Annotated in this window: 13 protein-coding genes and 1 pseudogene; 4 read left to right on the plus strand and 10 right to left on the minus strand. The window is 63.7% G+C overall.

Annotation, left to right across the window (positions count from 1 at the left end; translation table 11 throughout):
- Positions 1-2: 2 nt before the first annotated feature.
- Positions 3-1,460, plus strand: a complete 1,458-nt coding sequence (locus P9220_RS23335) for an efflux transporter outer membrane subunit (protein WP_404980306.1) — start codon at positions 3-5, stop codon at positions 1,458-1,460.
- 58 nt (positions 1,461-1,518) lie between these two features.
- Positions 1,519-1,860, plus strand: coding sequence for a zinc ribbon domain-containing protein YjdM (locus P9220_RS23340; protein ID WP_309768047.1), 342 nt, complete (start codon positions 1,519-1,521; stop codon positions 1,858-1,860).
- Here P9220_RS23340 and P9220_RS27110 read toward each other — a convergent pair.
- Positions 1,750-2,028 (minus strand): annotated as a pseudogene (locus P9220_RS27110) (hypothetical protein); the annotation flags it as partial. The gene P9220_RS23340 and the pseudogene P9220_RS27110 sit on opposite strands and share 111 nt — an antisense overlap.
- On the opposite strand from P9220_RS27110, the gene P9220_RS23345 reads away from it, so the two are divergent.
- A complete protein-coding gene (locus tag P9220_RS23345) occupies positions 1,943-4,297 on the plus strand; it encodes a transglycosylase domain-containing protein (protein WP_404980305.1) in 2,355 nt (784 codons plus the stop codon). The pseudogene P9220_RS27110 and the gene P9220_RS23345 overlap by 86 nt on opposite strands.
- Position 4,298: 1 nt before the next feature.
- Here the strand turns inward: P9220_RS23345 and P9220_RS23350 are convergent, their stop codons facing one another.
- From P9220_RS23350 to P9220_RS23380, 7 genes are all read right to left on the minus strand, one after another.
- A complete protein-coding gene (locus P9220_RS23350) occupies positions 4,299-5,057 on the minus strand; it encodes an ABC transporter ATP-binding protein (protein ID WP_309768048.1) in 759 nt (252 codons plus the stop codon).
- 32 nt (positions 5,058-5,089) lie between these two features.
- Positions 5,090-5,893, minus strand: coding sequence for an ABC transporter permease (locus P9220_RS23355; RefSeq protein WP_309768051.1), 804 nt, complete (start codon positions 5,891-5,893; stop codon positions 5,090-5,092).
- 10 nt (positions 5,894-5,903) lie between these two features.
- On the minus strand, positions 5,904-6,725 hold the full coding sequence (locus P9220_RS23360) for an ABC transporter permease (RefSeq protein WP_309768053.1): 822 nt from the start codon (positions 6,723-6,725) through the stop codon (positions 5,904-5,906).
- A gap of 18 nt (positions 6,726-6,743) precedes the next feature.
- A complete protein-coding gene (locus tag P9220_RS23365) occupies positions 6,744-7,802 on the minus strand; it encodes an ABC transporter substrate-binding protein (protein WP_404989568.1) in 1,059 nt (352 codons plus the stop codon).
- 20 nt (positions 7,803-7,822) lie between these two features.
- On the minus strand, positions 7,823-8,773 hold the full coding sequence (locus P9220_RS23370; RefSeq protein ID WP_309768054.1) for a TauD/TfdA family dioxygenase: 951 nt from the start codon (positions 8,771-8,773) through the stop codon (positions 7,823-7,825).
- Positions 8,774-8,897: 124 nt separating this feature from the next.
- Entirely contained in the window at positions 8,898-9,989 is a 1,092-nt protein-coding gene (locus P9220_RS23375) for a nitronate monooxygenase (RefSeq protein ID WP_309768056.1), read from the minus strand.
- A gap of 92 nt (positions 9,990-10,081) precedes the next feature.
- A complete protein-coding gene (locus P9220_RS23380) occupies positions 10,082-11,593 on the minus strand; it encodes a CoA-acylating methylmalonate-semialdehyde dehydrogenase (protein ID WP_309768058.1) in 1,512 nt (503 codons plus the stop codon).
- Between the two features lie 114 nt (positions 11,594-11,707).
- Here P9220_RS23380 and P9220_RS23385 point away from each other — a divergent pair, with 114 nt between their 5' ends.
- Positions 11,708-12,658, plus strand: a complete 951-nt coding sequence (locus P9220_RS23385; protein WP_309768059.1) for a LysR family transcriptional regulator — start codon at positions 11,708-11,710, stop codon at positions 12,656-12,658.
- On the opposite strand, the gene P9220_RS23390 is transcribed toward P9220_RS23385, so the two are convergent.
- Together P9220_RS23390 and P9220_RS23395 are read right to left on the minus strand one after the other, a co-directional pair.
- Entirely contained in the window at positions 12,651-12,875 is a 225-nt protein-coding gene (locus P9220_RS23390; protein ID WP_309768060.1) for a hypothetical protein, read from the minus strand. The genes P9220_RS23385 and P9220_RS23390 overlap by 8 nt on opposite strands.
- 227 nt (positions 12,876-13,102) lie before the next feature.
- Positions 13,103-14,005: a fructose bisphosphate aldolase gene (locus P9220_RS23395; protein ID WP_404989569.1), complete on the minus strand. Its 903-nt coding sequence runs from the start codon at positions 14,003-14,005 to the stop codon at positions 13,103-13,105.
- Positions 14,006-14,115: the final 110 nt, after the last annotated feature.

Here is a 14,115-nt window from a genome sequence, read left to right on the forward strand (position 1 = left end):
CGATGCCACCACGCCCCTTTTCGTTCGCCCGGCTGCTGCCGCTCGCCGCATTCGCGCTTGCCGCGTGCACGGTCGGCCCCGACTATCGCGGTGCGCCGGATGTCGCCTCTGAATCCGTAGGTAGCGGCGTCTTCGTGCGTGCGCCGCTCGACGGCATTGCGACGACCCATGCGCCCGCTGCATGGTGGGCCGCGCTCAACGATCCGCAGCTGAACTTGCTGATCGATGCCGCACTCGCGCACAACCCTGACCTCAAGATGGCGCAAGCGCGTCTGCGGCAGGCGCGCTCGCAGTTGCGCGGCCAGCAGGCGAGCGAGTTGCCGAAGGTGTCGGCATCCGCCGCGGCGTTGCGCATGCGTTCGCCCGATACGTCGTTCCTCGGGCAATCCGAGGGCTCAGGCGGTCGCGGGCCCGTCGATTTCTACACCGTGGGCTTCGATGCCTCCTGGGAAATCGATCTCTTCGGCGGCACGCGGCGCGCGATCGAAGCGGCATCCGGCGAAGCGGACGCCGTTCAGGCCGATCTCTCCGATACGCAAGTGTCGCTTGCGGCGGAAGTGGCGTCGGCGTATATCGACCTGCGCGATCAGCAGGAACGTCTCGCGCTCGCCCAGCGCACCGCGGAATATCAGCAGCAGATGCTGACGCTTACGGAGCAGCGGCGCGCACGCGGCACGGCGGCCGAAGTCGATGTCGAACGCCTGTCCACGCAAGTCAATACGACGCGCGCGACGCTCGTGCCGCTGCAGGTTCAGATCACCGATTCGCTGGACCAACTCGCCGTGCTCACGGGCCGCGCACCTGGCGCGCTCGATGCCGAACTCGCGCCGGCCGCGCCGTTGCCTGCGTTGCCCGCATCGGTTTCCATCAGCGATCCCGCGACGATGCTCCAGCAGCGCCCCGACATTCGCGCGGCTGAACGGCGTCTTGCATCGAGCAATGCCCAGATCGGCGAGCGCATCGCCGATTATTTCCCGAAGGTGTCTTTGCTCGGCGATATCGGCTTCTCCGCTGCCGACCCCGGCCATCTGTTGCGAAAGCAGAACTTCTCGTGGCTGGGCGTGCCGTATCTGCAATGGAACGTGTTCGACTTCGGCCGCACCACCGCGAACGTCGATGCAGCGAAGGCGTCGCGCGACGAAGCCGAGGCGCGCTATGAGAAGACCGTGCTCGCTGCGCTGAAGGACGCCAATTCCGCGCTCTCGCGTTATGGCAATCAGCGCGAACATGTGGTGCGGCTTCAGCAGGTGCAGGCTTCGTCCGAACGTTCGGCCACGCTCGTGCGTCAACGCTATACGGCGGGGGTATCGACATTGATCGATCTGCTCGATGCACAACGCACGCAATTCGCCGCGCAACAGGACGTGGTCGCGGCGCAGGCGGAATTGCTGAAGGACTTCGTTTCGCTGCAAAAGAGTCTTGGACTCGGCTGGCAACAGCGTGATAATGCAGGCTCGTAATCGGCTGCACGCGCGGCGCTATACTCTCGCGCTTTGAACCAGCAACACAGGATTACCGATGAACGCCCTCCCTCCCTGCCCGCAATGCCATTCCAAATTCACCTATGAAGATGGCGGCGTCTACATCTGCCCCGAATGCGCGCACGAATGGAAGGCGCAAGCCGGGGACGCCCCGGACGCCGCCGCCAAGGTGTATCGCGATTCGGCGGGCAACATCCTTCAGGACGGCGACACGGTCACCGTCATCAAGGACCTGAAACTGAAGGGCTCGGGCGGCGTCGTCAAGATGGGCACGAAGGTCAAGAATATCCGCCTGGTCGATAGCGATCACGATATCGACTGCAAGATCGACGGCTTCGGCGCAATGAGCCTGAAGTCCGAATTCGTCCGCAAGGCATGATCTTGCGATAAAACGCCGGCGGGGAACATGTAAAGATGCGTTACGATGCAGTCTTTTCCCTGTCCGGCCCCGCCGTTTCGTTTTGACCGCGTCCGAATTCAAAGCCCTCGCGCGCGCAGCGCTGACCCGACTCGCGGTCCGGCTGCGCCCGCATCTGCGGCCCCGCACGCTGCTTCTGCTGCCCGCGTTGTTCCTCCTTTATGTGCTGGTGCTGATTCCGTTTACCCCCGGCATCCGCGACATTCGCAAAGCCAAGGTCGATCAACCCGCACAGATCTATTCCGCCGACGGCAAGCTGCTCGCCGAGTTCAAGCCGACGCATCGTGAATGGGTGAGCCTGAAGCAGATATCGCCGAACGTCATCGATGCGCTCATCGCAACAGAGGACCGGCGTTTCTACGAGCATCACGGCATCGACTGGCGGCGCACCGCTTCGGCGGCGCTGCATACGTTCTCGGGTGATCGTCAGGGCGGCTCGACGCTCACGCAGCAGCTCGCACGGAACCTGTACCCGGATGAAGTCGGCCGCTCGCAGACGCTCACGCGCAAGATGAAGGAAGCGATCACCGCGTTCAAGATCGAAGCCGTTTATTCGAAGGACGAGATTCTCGAAACGTATCTGAACACGGTGCCGTTCCTGTATAACGCCTACGGCATCGAAATGGCCGCGCGTACTTATTTCGACAAGTCCGCCGGCCAACTGGACGTGCTCGAAAGCGCAACGCTCATCGGCATGTTGAAGGGCAACAGCTACTACAACCCCGTCATCAATCCGGAGCGCGCGCTGGATCGGCGCAACATCGTGCTCGGTCAGATGGTGCGCTTCGGTCATCTCGCGCCCGCGAAGCTCGATGCCCTGAAGAAGCGCCCGCTGCGCATCGACTTCGAGCGGCAGACCGAGGAGCCGGGACGCGCGCCGCACTTTGCGCAGCAGTTGCGCAAATGGCTGATCGCATGGGCCGATGACAACGACTTCAATATCTACTCCGATGGCCTGATCGTTCGGACGACGATCGATTCGCGTCTGCAGTCGATGGCGACTCAGTCGCTGATGTGGCAGGGCAATCAGTTGCAATCGATCGCGAATGCGGCATGGGGCGGGCGCGGCGGCTGCGCGAGCGCGAACGAGGATCTGACGCGCGCATTCATCCGCGAGACGGGCGACTATCGAAAGGCCCGCGATGCCGGCGCGAACGATGCCGATGCGTTGAAGCATCTGATTGCGGATCGCAATTTCATGCGTGCGCTCTGCGAAGACAAGACGCGCGTGCAGGCCGCGTTTCTCGCGCTCGATCCGCGCACCGGCCAGATCAAGGCATGGGTCGGTAGCCGCGACTTCACGCAGGACCCGTTCGATCACGTTCAGCAGGCCCGCCGCCAGCCCGGCTCGACGTTCAAGCCGTTCGTCTATGGCGCGGCTTTCGCGCGCGGCGCGATGCCGACCGATACGTTGATCGACCAGGACGTGACGATTCCCGTCAAAGGCGACGAAACCTGGCATCCGACCGACGAAGCGCCGCCGAGTGGCCGCGCGGTCAGCTTGCGCGACGGCATCGCGTATTCGAGAAACCGCATCACCGCGCAATTGATGCAGACGGTCGGCCCCGCACGCGTCGCACGGCTCGCACGCGATATGGGCGTGCGCGAGAGCCGTCTCGACGAAGTGCCGTCGCTTGCGCTCGGCACGAGCCCGGTCACGCTGAAGGAGATGGTCTCGGCGTACGGGACCATCGCGAACGACGGCAATTACATGGAGCCGCTCTTCGTCACGCGCATCGAAAACAGGCAGGGCGAAGTGCTCGCACAGTTCGACAGCACGCCGGAGCGCGCGTTATCGGTCGATGCGACGCACAAGCTCGTCGATGTCATGCGCGACGTGGTGAATCGCGGCACCGGCGCGGCCATTCGCACGCGCTTCGGCATTCGCGCCGATGTGGCGGGCAAGACCGGCACGACGCAGGACAACGCGGATGGCTGGTTCATCCTGATGCATCCGCAACTGGTCGCGGGCGCGTGGGTCGGCTTTAACGATAGCCGCGTCACGTTGCGCAGCGACTACTGGGGACAAGGCGCGCATAGCGCGTTGCCGATGGTCGGCGACTTCACGCGGCGCGCGCTGCGTTCGCATTTGATCGATGCCCGCGCGCGCTTCGACATCCAGACGCCGCCGAGCGCATGGCAGACGTTCACGACGCGTTTGCGCGGATGGATCGACGAGACGTTCGGCCACGATGCGAAGCCGACCACGGCGAAGCCCGGCCAGACGACCACGCAAAAGCCGGCTCGCGTGAAGCGTGCGCCTGCCGAACCCGAAGCCGAAGTGACCGAAGAAGCGCCTGCTCAGCCACCGGTCTTTCAGACGATGCCGCCGTTATTGCCTTCGAGCCCCGAAGCCGCCAGCGAAGCAGTGAGCGAAGCGCCTGCATCGGCGCCCTGATTCAGGCTTCGGAAAAGAACTCGGCGACGATGCGATCCCTGACAAGCGCGAGCTTCGCATCGGCGCGTTTTCGGGGACGCGGCACGGCGACATCGACGACTTCGGCGATTCGCCCCGGCCGCGCCTGCATCACCACGACGCGATCGGACAGCAAGACGGCTTCCTCCACGTCATGGGTGACGAGGACCATCGTGATCCGTTCCGTCGCCCAGATGCGCTGCAGTTCATCCTGCATGCGCGCACGGGTGAGAGCATCGAGCGCGCCGAACGGCTCATCCAGCAGCAAGAGACGCGGACGATTCACGAGACCGCGCGCAATCGCCACGCGCTGCGCCATGCCGCCCGACAACTGATGCGGATGATGCCGCTCATACCCGCGCAAGCCCACGAGCGCGACATGCTCGGCGACGGCACGGGCCTTTTCGTCCTTCGATAGCGGCGCATTGCGCAACGCGACCGCGATGTTCTGCTCGACATTCAGCCACGGAAACAGCCGATGGTCCTGAAACACGATGCCGCGCGACAGGTCCGCCGAGACGACGCGCTCGCCGCCGAAGTCGATCTCGCCATCGAAGGCATCGTCGAGACCGGCGATGAGGCGCAGTAGCGTCGACTTGCCGCAGCCGCTCGCCCCAACGATGCTCACGAACTCGCCGCTTTCCACATGCAGATCAATGCGGTCGAGCACGGGCGCGGTGTCATCGCCAGCGAAACGCTTGCTCACGTGACGAAGCGCGAGGCTGCCGTCCCGGGTTGCCATCGTCGATACCGTTGCCATAGAAACGAATCTCCTCAAACGTAGCGCGATGCGTCGAACCATCGACGCTGCACCGCGCGTGCAAGCGCATTCAGCGCCCAGCCCGTCAGGCCGACCACGATCACGCCGAACATCACCAGATCCATGCGGAATTGCTCGCTGCCATCCACTAACGTATTGCCGATGCCGCTGCCCGCGACGAGCAGATACTCCGCACCGAGCGTCGCGAGCCACGAGTAGATGAGCGCGAGATAGACGCCCGTGAAGATCGACGGCACCGCGGCCGGCAGCACGATGTGCAGCAGCGTCTGCACGCGGCCATAGCCGAACGTGCGCCCCACTTCGATCCACTGCGGCGGCGCCGCGCGAAATCCATCGCTGGTATGCACGACGACCGGCACCAGCGCGGCCAGCGACAGGAACACGACTTTCGCGACATCGCCCAAGCCGAACCACACGGAGATGAGTGGGATCCATGCGAACAACGAGACCTGCTTGAAGGTGTTGAAGCTCGGCCCGATCGCACGGTTGGCGATCTTCGACATGCCGAGCAGCGCGCCGAGTGCAAGACCGAGCGCCGCGCCGATGGCGAAGCCTGTCAGTTCTCGCGCAAGCGATGCCGACATCGCGCGAAGCAATGAGCCGCTTCTCGCCTGTTCGATCGCGGTGTGCAGCACTTGCGCGGGCGAGACCATCACGCCATGCCCCGGCTGTGCATGACGCGATACGAACCACCACAACGCGAGCGCGGCGAGCGGCAAAACGGCGCCGCGCCATCGATTCGGCTTCCTTACTAGCGGATCGTCTAACCGGGCTGCTTCGAGATCCAATGTCGACATTGCGACTCCTTTAACGAGCGCCTGCGCGATCGAGCTTGCGTTCGAGCGCAGTCAGCGAACGATCCGCAAGATAGCCGATCGTGCCGACGATAAGCACCGCCGCCAGCACGAGGTCCAGTTGAAAGAGCTGGCGCCCGTACACGATCAGATAGCCGAGCCCTTCCGACGACGCAACGAGTTCCACCACGACGAGCGTCAGCCACGCCTTCGTGAACGCGAGCCGCACGCTGGTGCCGATCATCGGAATGGCGGAAGGCAGGATCACGTGAAGGACCGTTTGCCAGCGCGAATAGCGATACACCGACGCAACTTCGCGCCACGCCGACGGCGTGCTGCGAAATCCTTGCAGCGTGCCGAGCGTGACAGGCACGAGCGCAGCGTGACCGATCAGCAGGTACTTGAGCGGCTCGCCGATGCCGACGACGATCATCAGGAACGGCAGCCAGCCGAGCACGGGCACCTGCACGATCGCATTGAAGCTCGGCAACACGTAGGCTTCGAGCGAGCGCGATAGTCCGATCATCGCGCCGAGCACGACGCCCAGCGCCACGCCGCCGAAGAATCCCACGGCGACGCGCGACATGCTGGCCGCGAGATGCATCCACAGCTCACCGCTTCTTGCGAGCGATGCCAGCGTATCGAACACGAGAGCGGGGGGCGGCAGCACTTGCGCGGAGATCCAGCCATTGCGCGAGCCGAGCACCCACAGCAGAGCACATGCGAGCGGCAGGAGCCAGGGCAGCGCCGTCCAGCCGATAATGCGCCAGGGCCCCGCGCCGACCGACTTCGCGCGATGCGTTGAAGGAAGGGCGCGCGAAAGCGTGTTCGCCATGATTCGAATCTCCTTGTCCTACGCGAGCGGCTTTCCGCTTGCGTCGAAGCGCGGCCAGTAGCCATCGAGCTTCAGCGTCTTGATGGCCTGCTCCAGATACTTGGGCTCGAACCATCCGTTCACGCTGACTGGCTGACGAATGAGGTTGAGGCGCAGCGCATCGTCGGCGACGGCCTGGTATCGCGCGACGAGAAACGGATCGATCAGCGGCGACATGCGGTCCTTCATCGGCTGATTCGAATACTCGGACTGCCACGATTCAGCCGGCACGCCGGCTTTGGCCCACAGCGCGAACAGCGCGTTGCGGTTCGCTTCATCCGACGACCATTGCGCCGCCTGCACCACCGACGTCACCACTTTCTGCACCGTCTCGGGATGCGCGCGCTCGAAGTCGTCGAGCACGAGCAAGTGGGCCTGCCGCGTCAGCTGCAAGCCGCCATCGCGCGATGCATAGACGATCTTCGCAAGCCCCTGACGCTGCAGCTTGAAAAGCGAATAATCGAGAAAAACGGCATCCACACCCTTCGATGCCAGCGCGGCCTGCGCCGCCGCGGTATCGAGATTGATCACGCGCAGATCGCGCTCGGTGAGGCCGTTCTCTTTCAGCACGTTATCCGCGACGAGCTGTAGATTCGTTCCCCGAAATATTCCGACGCGCTTGCCCTTCAGGTCCTTGACGCCCTTGATGTCCGAGTCGGGCGGCACCGCGAGATACACGCCCGAGCGCACGTTCGATGCCAGCAGGACGTGCGTCTTGAGCCCGTTCGCGCGTCCGAGCACCGAAGGCAGATCGCCCTGATACGCGAAGTCGACCTGCTTGTTGGCGAGCGCTTCATTGACCGCCGGCCCGGCGCCCTTGAAAAAGATCCACTGCACCTTGACGTGCTCGGTCTGCAGCGCATCTTCCACGCGATGCTGCAATTGCGCGGTCGCGGCGGGGGAACCGCCGAAGGTCGGCGGATCGCCCGAGCCTTGCTGCGCCACGCCGATGCGGACCACTTCGGGTTCGGCCGCCTGCGCCGCGCCGATCAGCGCGACGCCCAGCAATGCAACGATACTGCGTTTGATGAGTGTCATCGGCATGATCGCTTGCTGGATTAATGAGTACGCGTCTCTTGTCGGACGCTGCGGCTTGTGCGTCCATCGATGCCGACGGGGACATCGCCATGCACGGTCGCGCGCCGCACCACGCGATGCGCATCGCCATAATCGGCGACGGCATAGTGCTGCGTAGCGCGGTTGTCCCAGATGGCCACGTCGCCCTGCGTCCAGCGCCAGCGCACGGTGTTTTCGAGGCGCGTCACGTGATCGTGGAAGATGGCGGCGAGCCGGTCGGAATCGCGCTGCGACAAGCCCAGGAAGCGCTGGACGAAGTGACCCAGCACGAGCGTCCGCTCTCCGGTTTCCGGGTGCACGCGCACCACGGGATGCTCCGTCTCGTACAGCGTCGAAGTGAATTGCTTGCGGTATTCGCGGTCGGCGTCGCTATCCGGGGTATTGCGCGAGGCCGCATAGTCGTAGGCGTTCGTATGCAGCGCCCACAAGCCGTCCGCGAGGTCGCGCAATGCCGCCGGCAGGTTCGCGTAGGCGGCGGCTGTGTTGGCCCACACGGTATCGCCGCCAGCGGGCGGAATCACGACGCCGCGAAGAATCGAAATCTTCGGGTAGGCATCGACGAAAGTCACATCCGTATGCCACGAATTCGCGCGTGCGCCGTGCTTCGAATCGAGTTCGAGCAGACGGCTTCCGCTCGATAGCGAAGGCACCGTCGGATGCGCGACAGTCTCGCCGAAGCGCGCGGCGAAGGCTTCCTGTGCGTCGTCGTCGAGATGCGACTGGCCGCGAAAGAACAGCACCTTATGCTCGAGCAGCGCGCTGTTGATCGCGCCGATGGCGGCATCGTCCAGATCGGCGGACAGCGCGACGCCGCGCACCTCGGCGCCGATGCGCCCGCCTATCGGGCGGACCTGAAACGGCTCATGCGATGCAGCGGGCTGGCGGGCGGCATCCGTGGAAGATGCGTTGACGAGCGAGGCGGTATCGGACATCGAAGGCTCCGTGGTTATGGTGTGCGGCGGGGAGAAGACATTGAAGCATTCCCTGCACAACTGACCAACGAAGCGTTTCGACTTAGCTTTACAGCGTCAACGTGATGCAAATAGCACGAATACTTTAGCGCGCGCTCGAATAACGCTGCAGTCCTGCGATGCTTTCATCCAGCTCCGCGACGAGCCGCGCCATCAGTTCGGCGGCGGGCAATTCGCGTGCGAGCGCCGCCGCTTGCCCCGCCCATTGCGCGCCGTAGCCGAAGTCGCCCTTCGCTTTGGCGGCGGCATGCAGTGCCTTGCCGGCGTCATACGCGATGGGATAGTCCGGGTTCTGCGGTGCATCGGCGTTGCGCCCCAGGTCGGTGAACTTGTTGACGAGCCCGCGCGCCGCGCGTCCGGAGATTGCCGCTGTGAAGGTCGTGCGATACGCGGCATCGCTGAGAATGGCGCGGCGATAACCCGCATCGATCGATGTCTCCGTGCACGGCACGAACGCTGTGCCCAATTGCGCGGCCTGCGCGCCGAGCGCAAGCGCCGCCGCGATGCCTGCGCCGTCCATGATCCCGCCTGCCGCGATCACAGGCACGTCGAACTTGCTGGCGAGCAGACGCGTGAGCGCAAAGGTCCCGAGATGGTCGTCGTCGCTGTTCACGTCGAAGAGACCGCGATGGCCGCCCGCTTCGATGCCCTGCGAGACGATCGCATCCATGCCGGCATCGGCCAGGCTTTGCGCTTCCCGCACGTTCGTTGCCGATGCGATCAGCGTGACGCCCGCATCGCGCAAGGCATCAATCGTCCCGGTCGGTGGCAGTCCGAAATGAAAACTGACGACGGCCGGTTTCTCTTCGAGGAAGACATGGAGCATGTCCTTGTCGACGACGAAGCTCGTATAGATTTCGCCGAGGGTTTGCGGCGGCTTTGCATCGTATTGCGCGAAGCGCGGCGCAAGCCAGTCGATCCATGCCTTCTCGATGGCTTCGTTCGCCTTCGCCGGACGATGACAGAACACGTTGATGTTGAACGGCCTGTCGGTGAGCGCGCGTGTTTCGCGAATCGTCTTGCGCGCGGCGTCGGCATTCATCGCGCCGACGCCGAGCGAGCCGAGCCCGCCCGCATTCGACACCGCCGCCGCGAGCGCGGGCGTGCTGACGCCCGCCATTGGCGCCTGAATGATGGGCTTCGTAATGCCGAGCCTTTGCAGCAATGCATTGGTCATGGAAAGGTCCCTCGTGAGTGCTGTCATCCGCAAAGCATAACGCCCGCTTGTCCTTTGCGGAGAAGCGGGCGTCATGTTCATGCGTTACGGAGTTACTTCGAAGTCGGCATCACGAATTCCGCGCCCTTCTCCGTGCTTTCCGGCCAGCGCTGCATGATCGACTTCTGCTTCGTGTAGAAGCGCACGCCTTCTTCGCCGTACGCGTGCATGTCGCCGAAAAGCGAGCGCTTCCACCCGCCGAAGCCATGCCATGCCATCGGCACCGGAATCGGCACGTTGATGCCGACCATGCCCACTTCGATGCGCCGGCCGAACTCGCGGGCGACGTGCCCATCGCGCGTATAGCAGGCGACGCCGTTGCCGAACTCGTGAGCGTTCACGAGATCGACGGCTTCCGCGAAGTCCTTTACGCGCACGCATGCGAGCACCGGCCCGAAAATCTCTTCCTTGTAGATGCGCATGTTAGGCGTCACGTGATCGAACAACGTGCCCCCAGTGAAGAAGCCGTCTTCGTGACCTTCGACCTTCAGGCCGCGTCCGTCGACAACGAGTTGCGCGCCTTCGTCGACACCCATCGCAATGTAGCCTTCGATGCGATCCAGCGCGGCTCGCGTGACGATCGGGCCCATTTCCGCATCCGGCTCCATGCCGTTCTTCACGACGAGCTGACGCGCGCGTTCCGCGAGACGCGGCACGATCTTGTCGGCGACGTCGCCTACGAGCACGGCCACCGATATCGCCATGCAGCGCTCGCCGGCCGAGCCGTAGCCCGCGCCGATCAGCGCATCGATGGTCTGGTCGATATCGGCGTCCGGCATCACAACCATATGATTCTTCGCGCCGCCGAGCGCCTGCACGCGCTTGCCGTGCTTCGCGCCCGTTTCATAGATGTAATTGGCGATCGGCGTCGAGCCGACGAAGCTGATCGCGCGGACATCGGGATGTTCGAGCAGCGCATCGACGACGACCTTGTCGCCCTGCACGACGTTGAAGATGCCGTCGGGCAGGCCCGCTTTCTTCAGCAAATCCGCCATGAAAAGCGATGCCGACGGATCGCGCTCGCTCGGCTTCAGGATGAACGCATTGCCCGTTGCGATGGCAACCGGGAACATCCAGCACGGCACCATGCACGGGAAGTTGAACGGCGTGATGCCCGCGACGATGCCGAGCGGCTGGCGCGTCGTCCAGTTGTCGATGCCCGTGGAAACCTGTTCGGTGTAATCGCCCTTCAGCAGTTGCGGAATGCCGCACGCGAATTCGATCACTTCGATGCCGCGCGTCACTTCGCCCTGCGCATCCGAAAAGACCTTGCCATGCTCGGCGGTGATGATCGCGGCGAGTGCATCGCGATTCTGGTTCATCAGCTCCAGGAAGCGCTGCATGACGCGCGCGCGACGGATCGGCGGCATGTCGCGCCAGGCGGGAAACGCGGCCTTCGCGCTCGCGACGGCGGCTTCGACATCCGCGGCTTCGCCGAGCACGAGCTTGCGGGGACGTTCGCCCGTCGCCGGGTTGAAGATCGGCTGCGAGCGCGCGCCCGAGCCGTTCACGCGCTCGCCGTGAATGTAGTGGACGACATCGGCGGTATCGTTGAAGGCTTGCATCTCGTCTCCCGTCTGCGGAATGGTTTTGGCAATGTGATAAGTGTAAGAAGCGTTGCGGGCGCTGCAAAGACGCTATGATTGAACTCATTGTTCACGCTCGCAAACAATCGGCGCATGGAAGACGAAAAGATCGAGGCGCTCTGGACGCATCTGCACTGGCTCACCGTGCTCGCCGAACAAGGCAGCTATACGGCGGCGGCGGCGCGGCTCGGCGTCAGCAAGGCAGCCATGAGCCAGCGCATCGCCGAACTGGAACGCGCGGCGGGCGTGCCGCTCGTCACACGCACCACGCGCAGCGTGCGCTTCACGGAAGCAGGCCGGCGTCTCGTCGATGAAACGCGCGTGCAGTATGAACATATCGCCGCGAGCTTTTCGGGCGTGAGGGAAATGGCGGGCATCGCGCGGGGATTGATTCGCGTGACCGCGCCGGTCGCTTTTGCACGGCAGCAATTGACGCCGAAGCTCGCGGGCTTTCTGCACGCGCATCCTGAAGTGCGCGTGCAGCTTGAGGCGTCGGACCGGCTGACGTCGATCGCCACCGAAGGCTTCGACCTCGCCATCCGCCACAGCGCGCACGCGCCGGAGACGCACGTCGCATGGAAGCTGTGCGATACGCACTCGGTCATCGTCGCGACGCGCGCGTACCTGAAACGGCGCGGCACGCCCGCGACGCCCGCCGATCTGGCCGTACACGACTGCCTGTTCTACCCGCGCACGCAGGCGGCAAGCATCTGGTCGTTCGTGCGCAAGGGCGCGCGCAAGACGGCATCGGGGCCGTACACGCTCGCGGTCAACGGCGCGTTTTCGGCGAACAACAGCGAATTGCTGCGCGACGCGGCGCTGGACGATCTCGGCATCGCGCTGTTGCCCGATTTCACCGCGCAGGCCGCCGTGCAGGCCGGCAAGCTCGTGGTCCTGCTGCCGGACTGGCGTCCGGTAGGCGCTTTCGCGGATCAGCTCTATGTCGTGCGCCCCTACGCGCCCCATGTCCCGCGAGCGGTCGCGCTCTTCATCGGATACTTGCGCGAGGCCTTTGCAGGCGGCTTCCCGCTATCGGTCACGTGACATAAAGCAGCGCCGCTACCGACGTGAGGCACGTACAGGCGTTGAAGTAGAAGAACCAGGTGGAGCGAAGCAAGCGGAAACGCAACGGCTCGTCATGGCGACGCGCGTCGCCGTGAAACTGCCATAGATCGAGATAGGTGATGACGGTGCACGAGAGCATCGCGATCGCCGTTATAAAGGATACCGAAATGAAGATGTTCCAGGCGAGGTCTTTCATGGTGGTCGTCGACGATGATTCCGGCACGCGTGCCGTGACCCGGGACGGCCGCGAGCCTGCGGAACACGCTCTATGCGATCGCGGTTCGCGTCCCATGCAGGAAGTATAGGAAGCGAACGAGAGTGCAGAAGGGCTGACAAACCCCAGTTAATGATCGGAAGGATTGCGCTCGACCATGAAAAAACGCGCCGCAAACGGGCGCGTTTTCTGACATCGAATGGTGAGCTTCAGACCTTTTCGACCGATGCCTCGTAAATCTCGTCGATGGATTCCGCGAGCGTCGCGTTGAATTCGTCGTCGCTCATGGACTGCTTCAGTTCGTTGATCAGCGCACGCGAGAAGCTCGCGATCATGCCGTGGTTTTCGGCGAGACGCTTGCACGCATCGGTGCGCGTGTAGCCGCCCGACAGCGCCACGACGCGCACGACGCGCGGATGTTCGATCAACGGGCGATAGAAATCTGCTTCGTCCGGAATGGTCAGCTTGATCATCACGCGGCTCGATTCCGGCAGCGCGTCGAGGCCCTTCAGCAGTTCATCGCGAAGAATCTTTTCCGCGCCCTTCTTGTCGGGGCTCTTGATCGAAACTTCCGGTTCCAGGATCGGCACGAGACCTTGCGCGATGATCTGCTCGCCCACTTCGATCTGCTGCTTCACGACCGCCGCGATGCCCTTCTCCGACGCCTGATGGATCACCGAGCGCATCTTCGTGCCGAACACGCCGAGCTTCGCCGCGCGCTGAAGCAGTTCATCGAGGCCAGGGATCGGCTTCATGATCTGCACGCCGTCGGCTTCGGCTTCGAGACCCTTGTCGACCTTCAGGAACGGCACGACGCCACGGTCTTCCCACAGGAACGTGGGCACCGGCTTGCCTTCCGCTTCGCCGTCCATCGTGTGCTCGAACAGAATCGCGCCGATGACCTTCTCGCCCGTGAAGGCCGGCGCGGTCATGATGCGCACGCGCATTTCGTGCATGAGCTTGAACATCTCGGCATCGCCGTTGTAGGCGTCGTCCGCAATGCCGTATTGGCGCAGCGCGCCGGGTGTCGAACCGCCGCTTTGATCCAGAGCGGCGATGAAACCCTGCTTCTCCGCCATCTGCGCCAGCATCTTTTCGTTAGCCACGAGCATTTCCTCCTCAAAGTTCAAACGCCGGACCGCACGCGCGGTGCGTGTCCGGGCTTCTGGTTCTACTTTCTTGAGTTTACAGGTTTTGAGACGCGCAACTCTCGTGCAAATCC

The sequence above is a fragment of the Caballeronia sp. LZ016 genome (assembly GCF_031450805.1).
Lineage (GTDB): Bacteria > Pseudomonadota > Gammaproteobacteria > Burkholderiales > Burkholderiaceae > Caballeronia.

What these genes read in the sequence shown, in the direction of transcription:
- P9220_RS23335 (WP_404980306.1), top strand. Translation starts at nt 3, where the DNA reads ATGCCACCACGCCCCTTTTCGTTCGCCCGGCTGCTGCCGCTCGCCGCA.
- P9220_RS23340 (WP_309768047.1), top strand. Translation starts at nt 1,519, where the DNA reads ATGAACGCCCTCCCTCCCTGCCCGCAATGCCATTCCAAATTCACCTAT.
- P9220_RS23350 (WP_309768048.1), bottom strand. Translation starts at nt 5,057, where the DNA reads ATGGCAACCCGGGACGGCAGCCTCGCGCTTCGTCACGTGAGCAAGCGT.
- P9220_RS23355 (WP_309768051.1), bottom strand. Translation starts at nt 5,893, where the DNA reads ATGTCGACATTGGATCTCGAAGCAGCCCGGTTAGACGATCCGCTAGTA.
- P9220_RS23360 (WP_309768053.1), bottom strand. Translation starts at nt 6,725, where the DNA reads ATGGCGAACACGCTTTCGCGCGCCCTTCCTTCAACGCATCGCGCGAAG.
- P9220_RS23365 (WP_404989568.1), bottom strand. Translation starts at nt 7,802, where the DNA reads ATGACACTCATCAAACGCAGTATCGTTGCATTGCTGGGCGTCGCGCTG.
- P9220_RS23370 (WP_309768054.1), bottom strand. Translation starts at nt 8,773, where the DNA reads ATGTCCGATACCGCCTCGCTCGTCAACGCATCTTCCACGGATGCCGCC.
- P9220_RS23375 (WP_309768056.1), bottom strand. Translation starts at nt 9,989, where the DNA reads ATGACCAATGCATTGCTGCAAAGGCTCGGCATTACGAAGCCCATCATT.
- P9220_RS23380 (WP_309768058.1), bottom strand. Translation starts at nt 11,593, where the DNA reads ATGCAAGCCTTCAACGATACCGCCGATGTCGTCCACTACATTCACGGC.
- P9220_RS23385 (WP_309768059.1), top strand. Translation starts at nt 11,708, where the DNA reads ATGGAAGACGAAAAGATCGAGGCGCTCTGGACGCATCTGCACTGGCTC.
- P9220_RS23390 (WP_309768060.1), bottom strand. Translation starts at nt 12,875, where the DNA reads ATGAAAGACCTCGCCTGGAACATCTTCATTTCGGTATCCTTTATAACG.
- P9220_RS23395 (WP_404989569.1), bottom strand. Translation starts at nt 14,005, where the DNA reads ATGCTCGTGGCTAACGAAAAGATGCTGGCGCAGATGGCGGAGAAGCAG.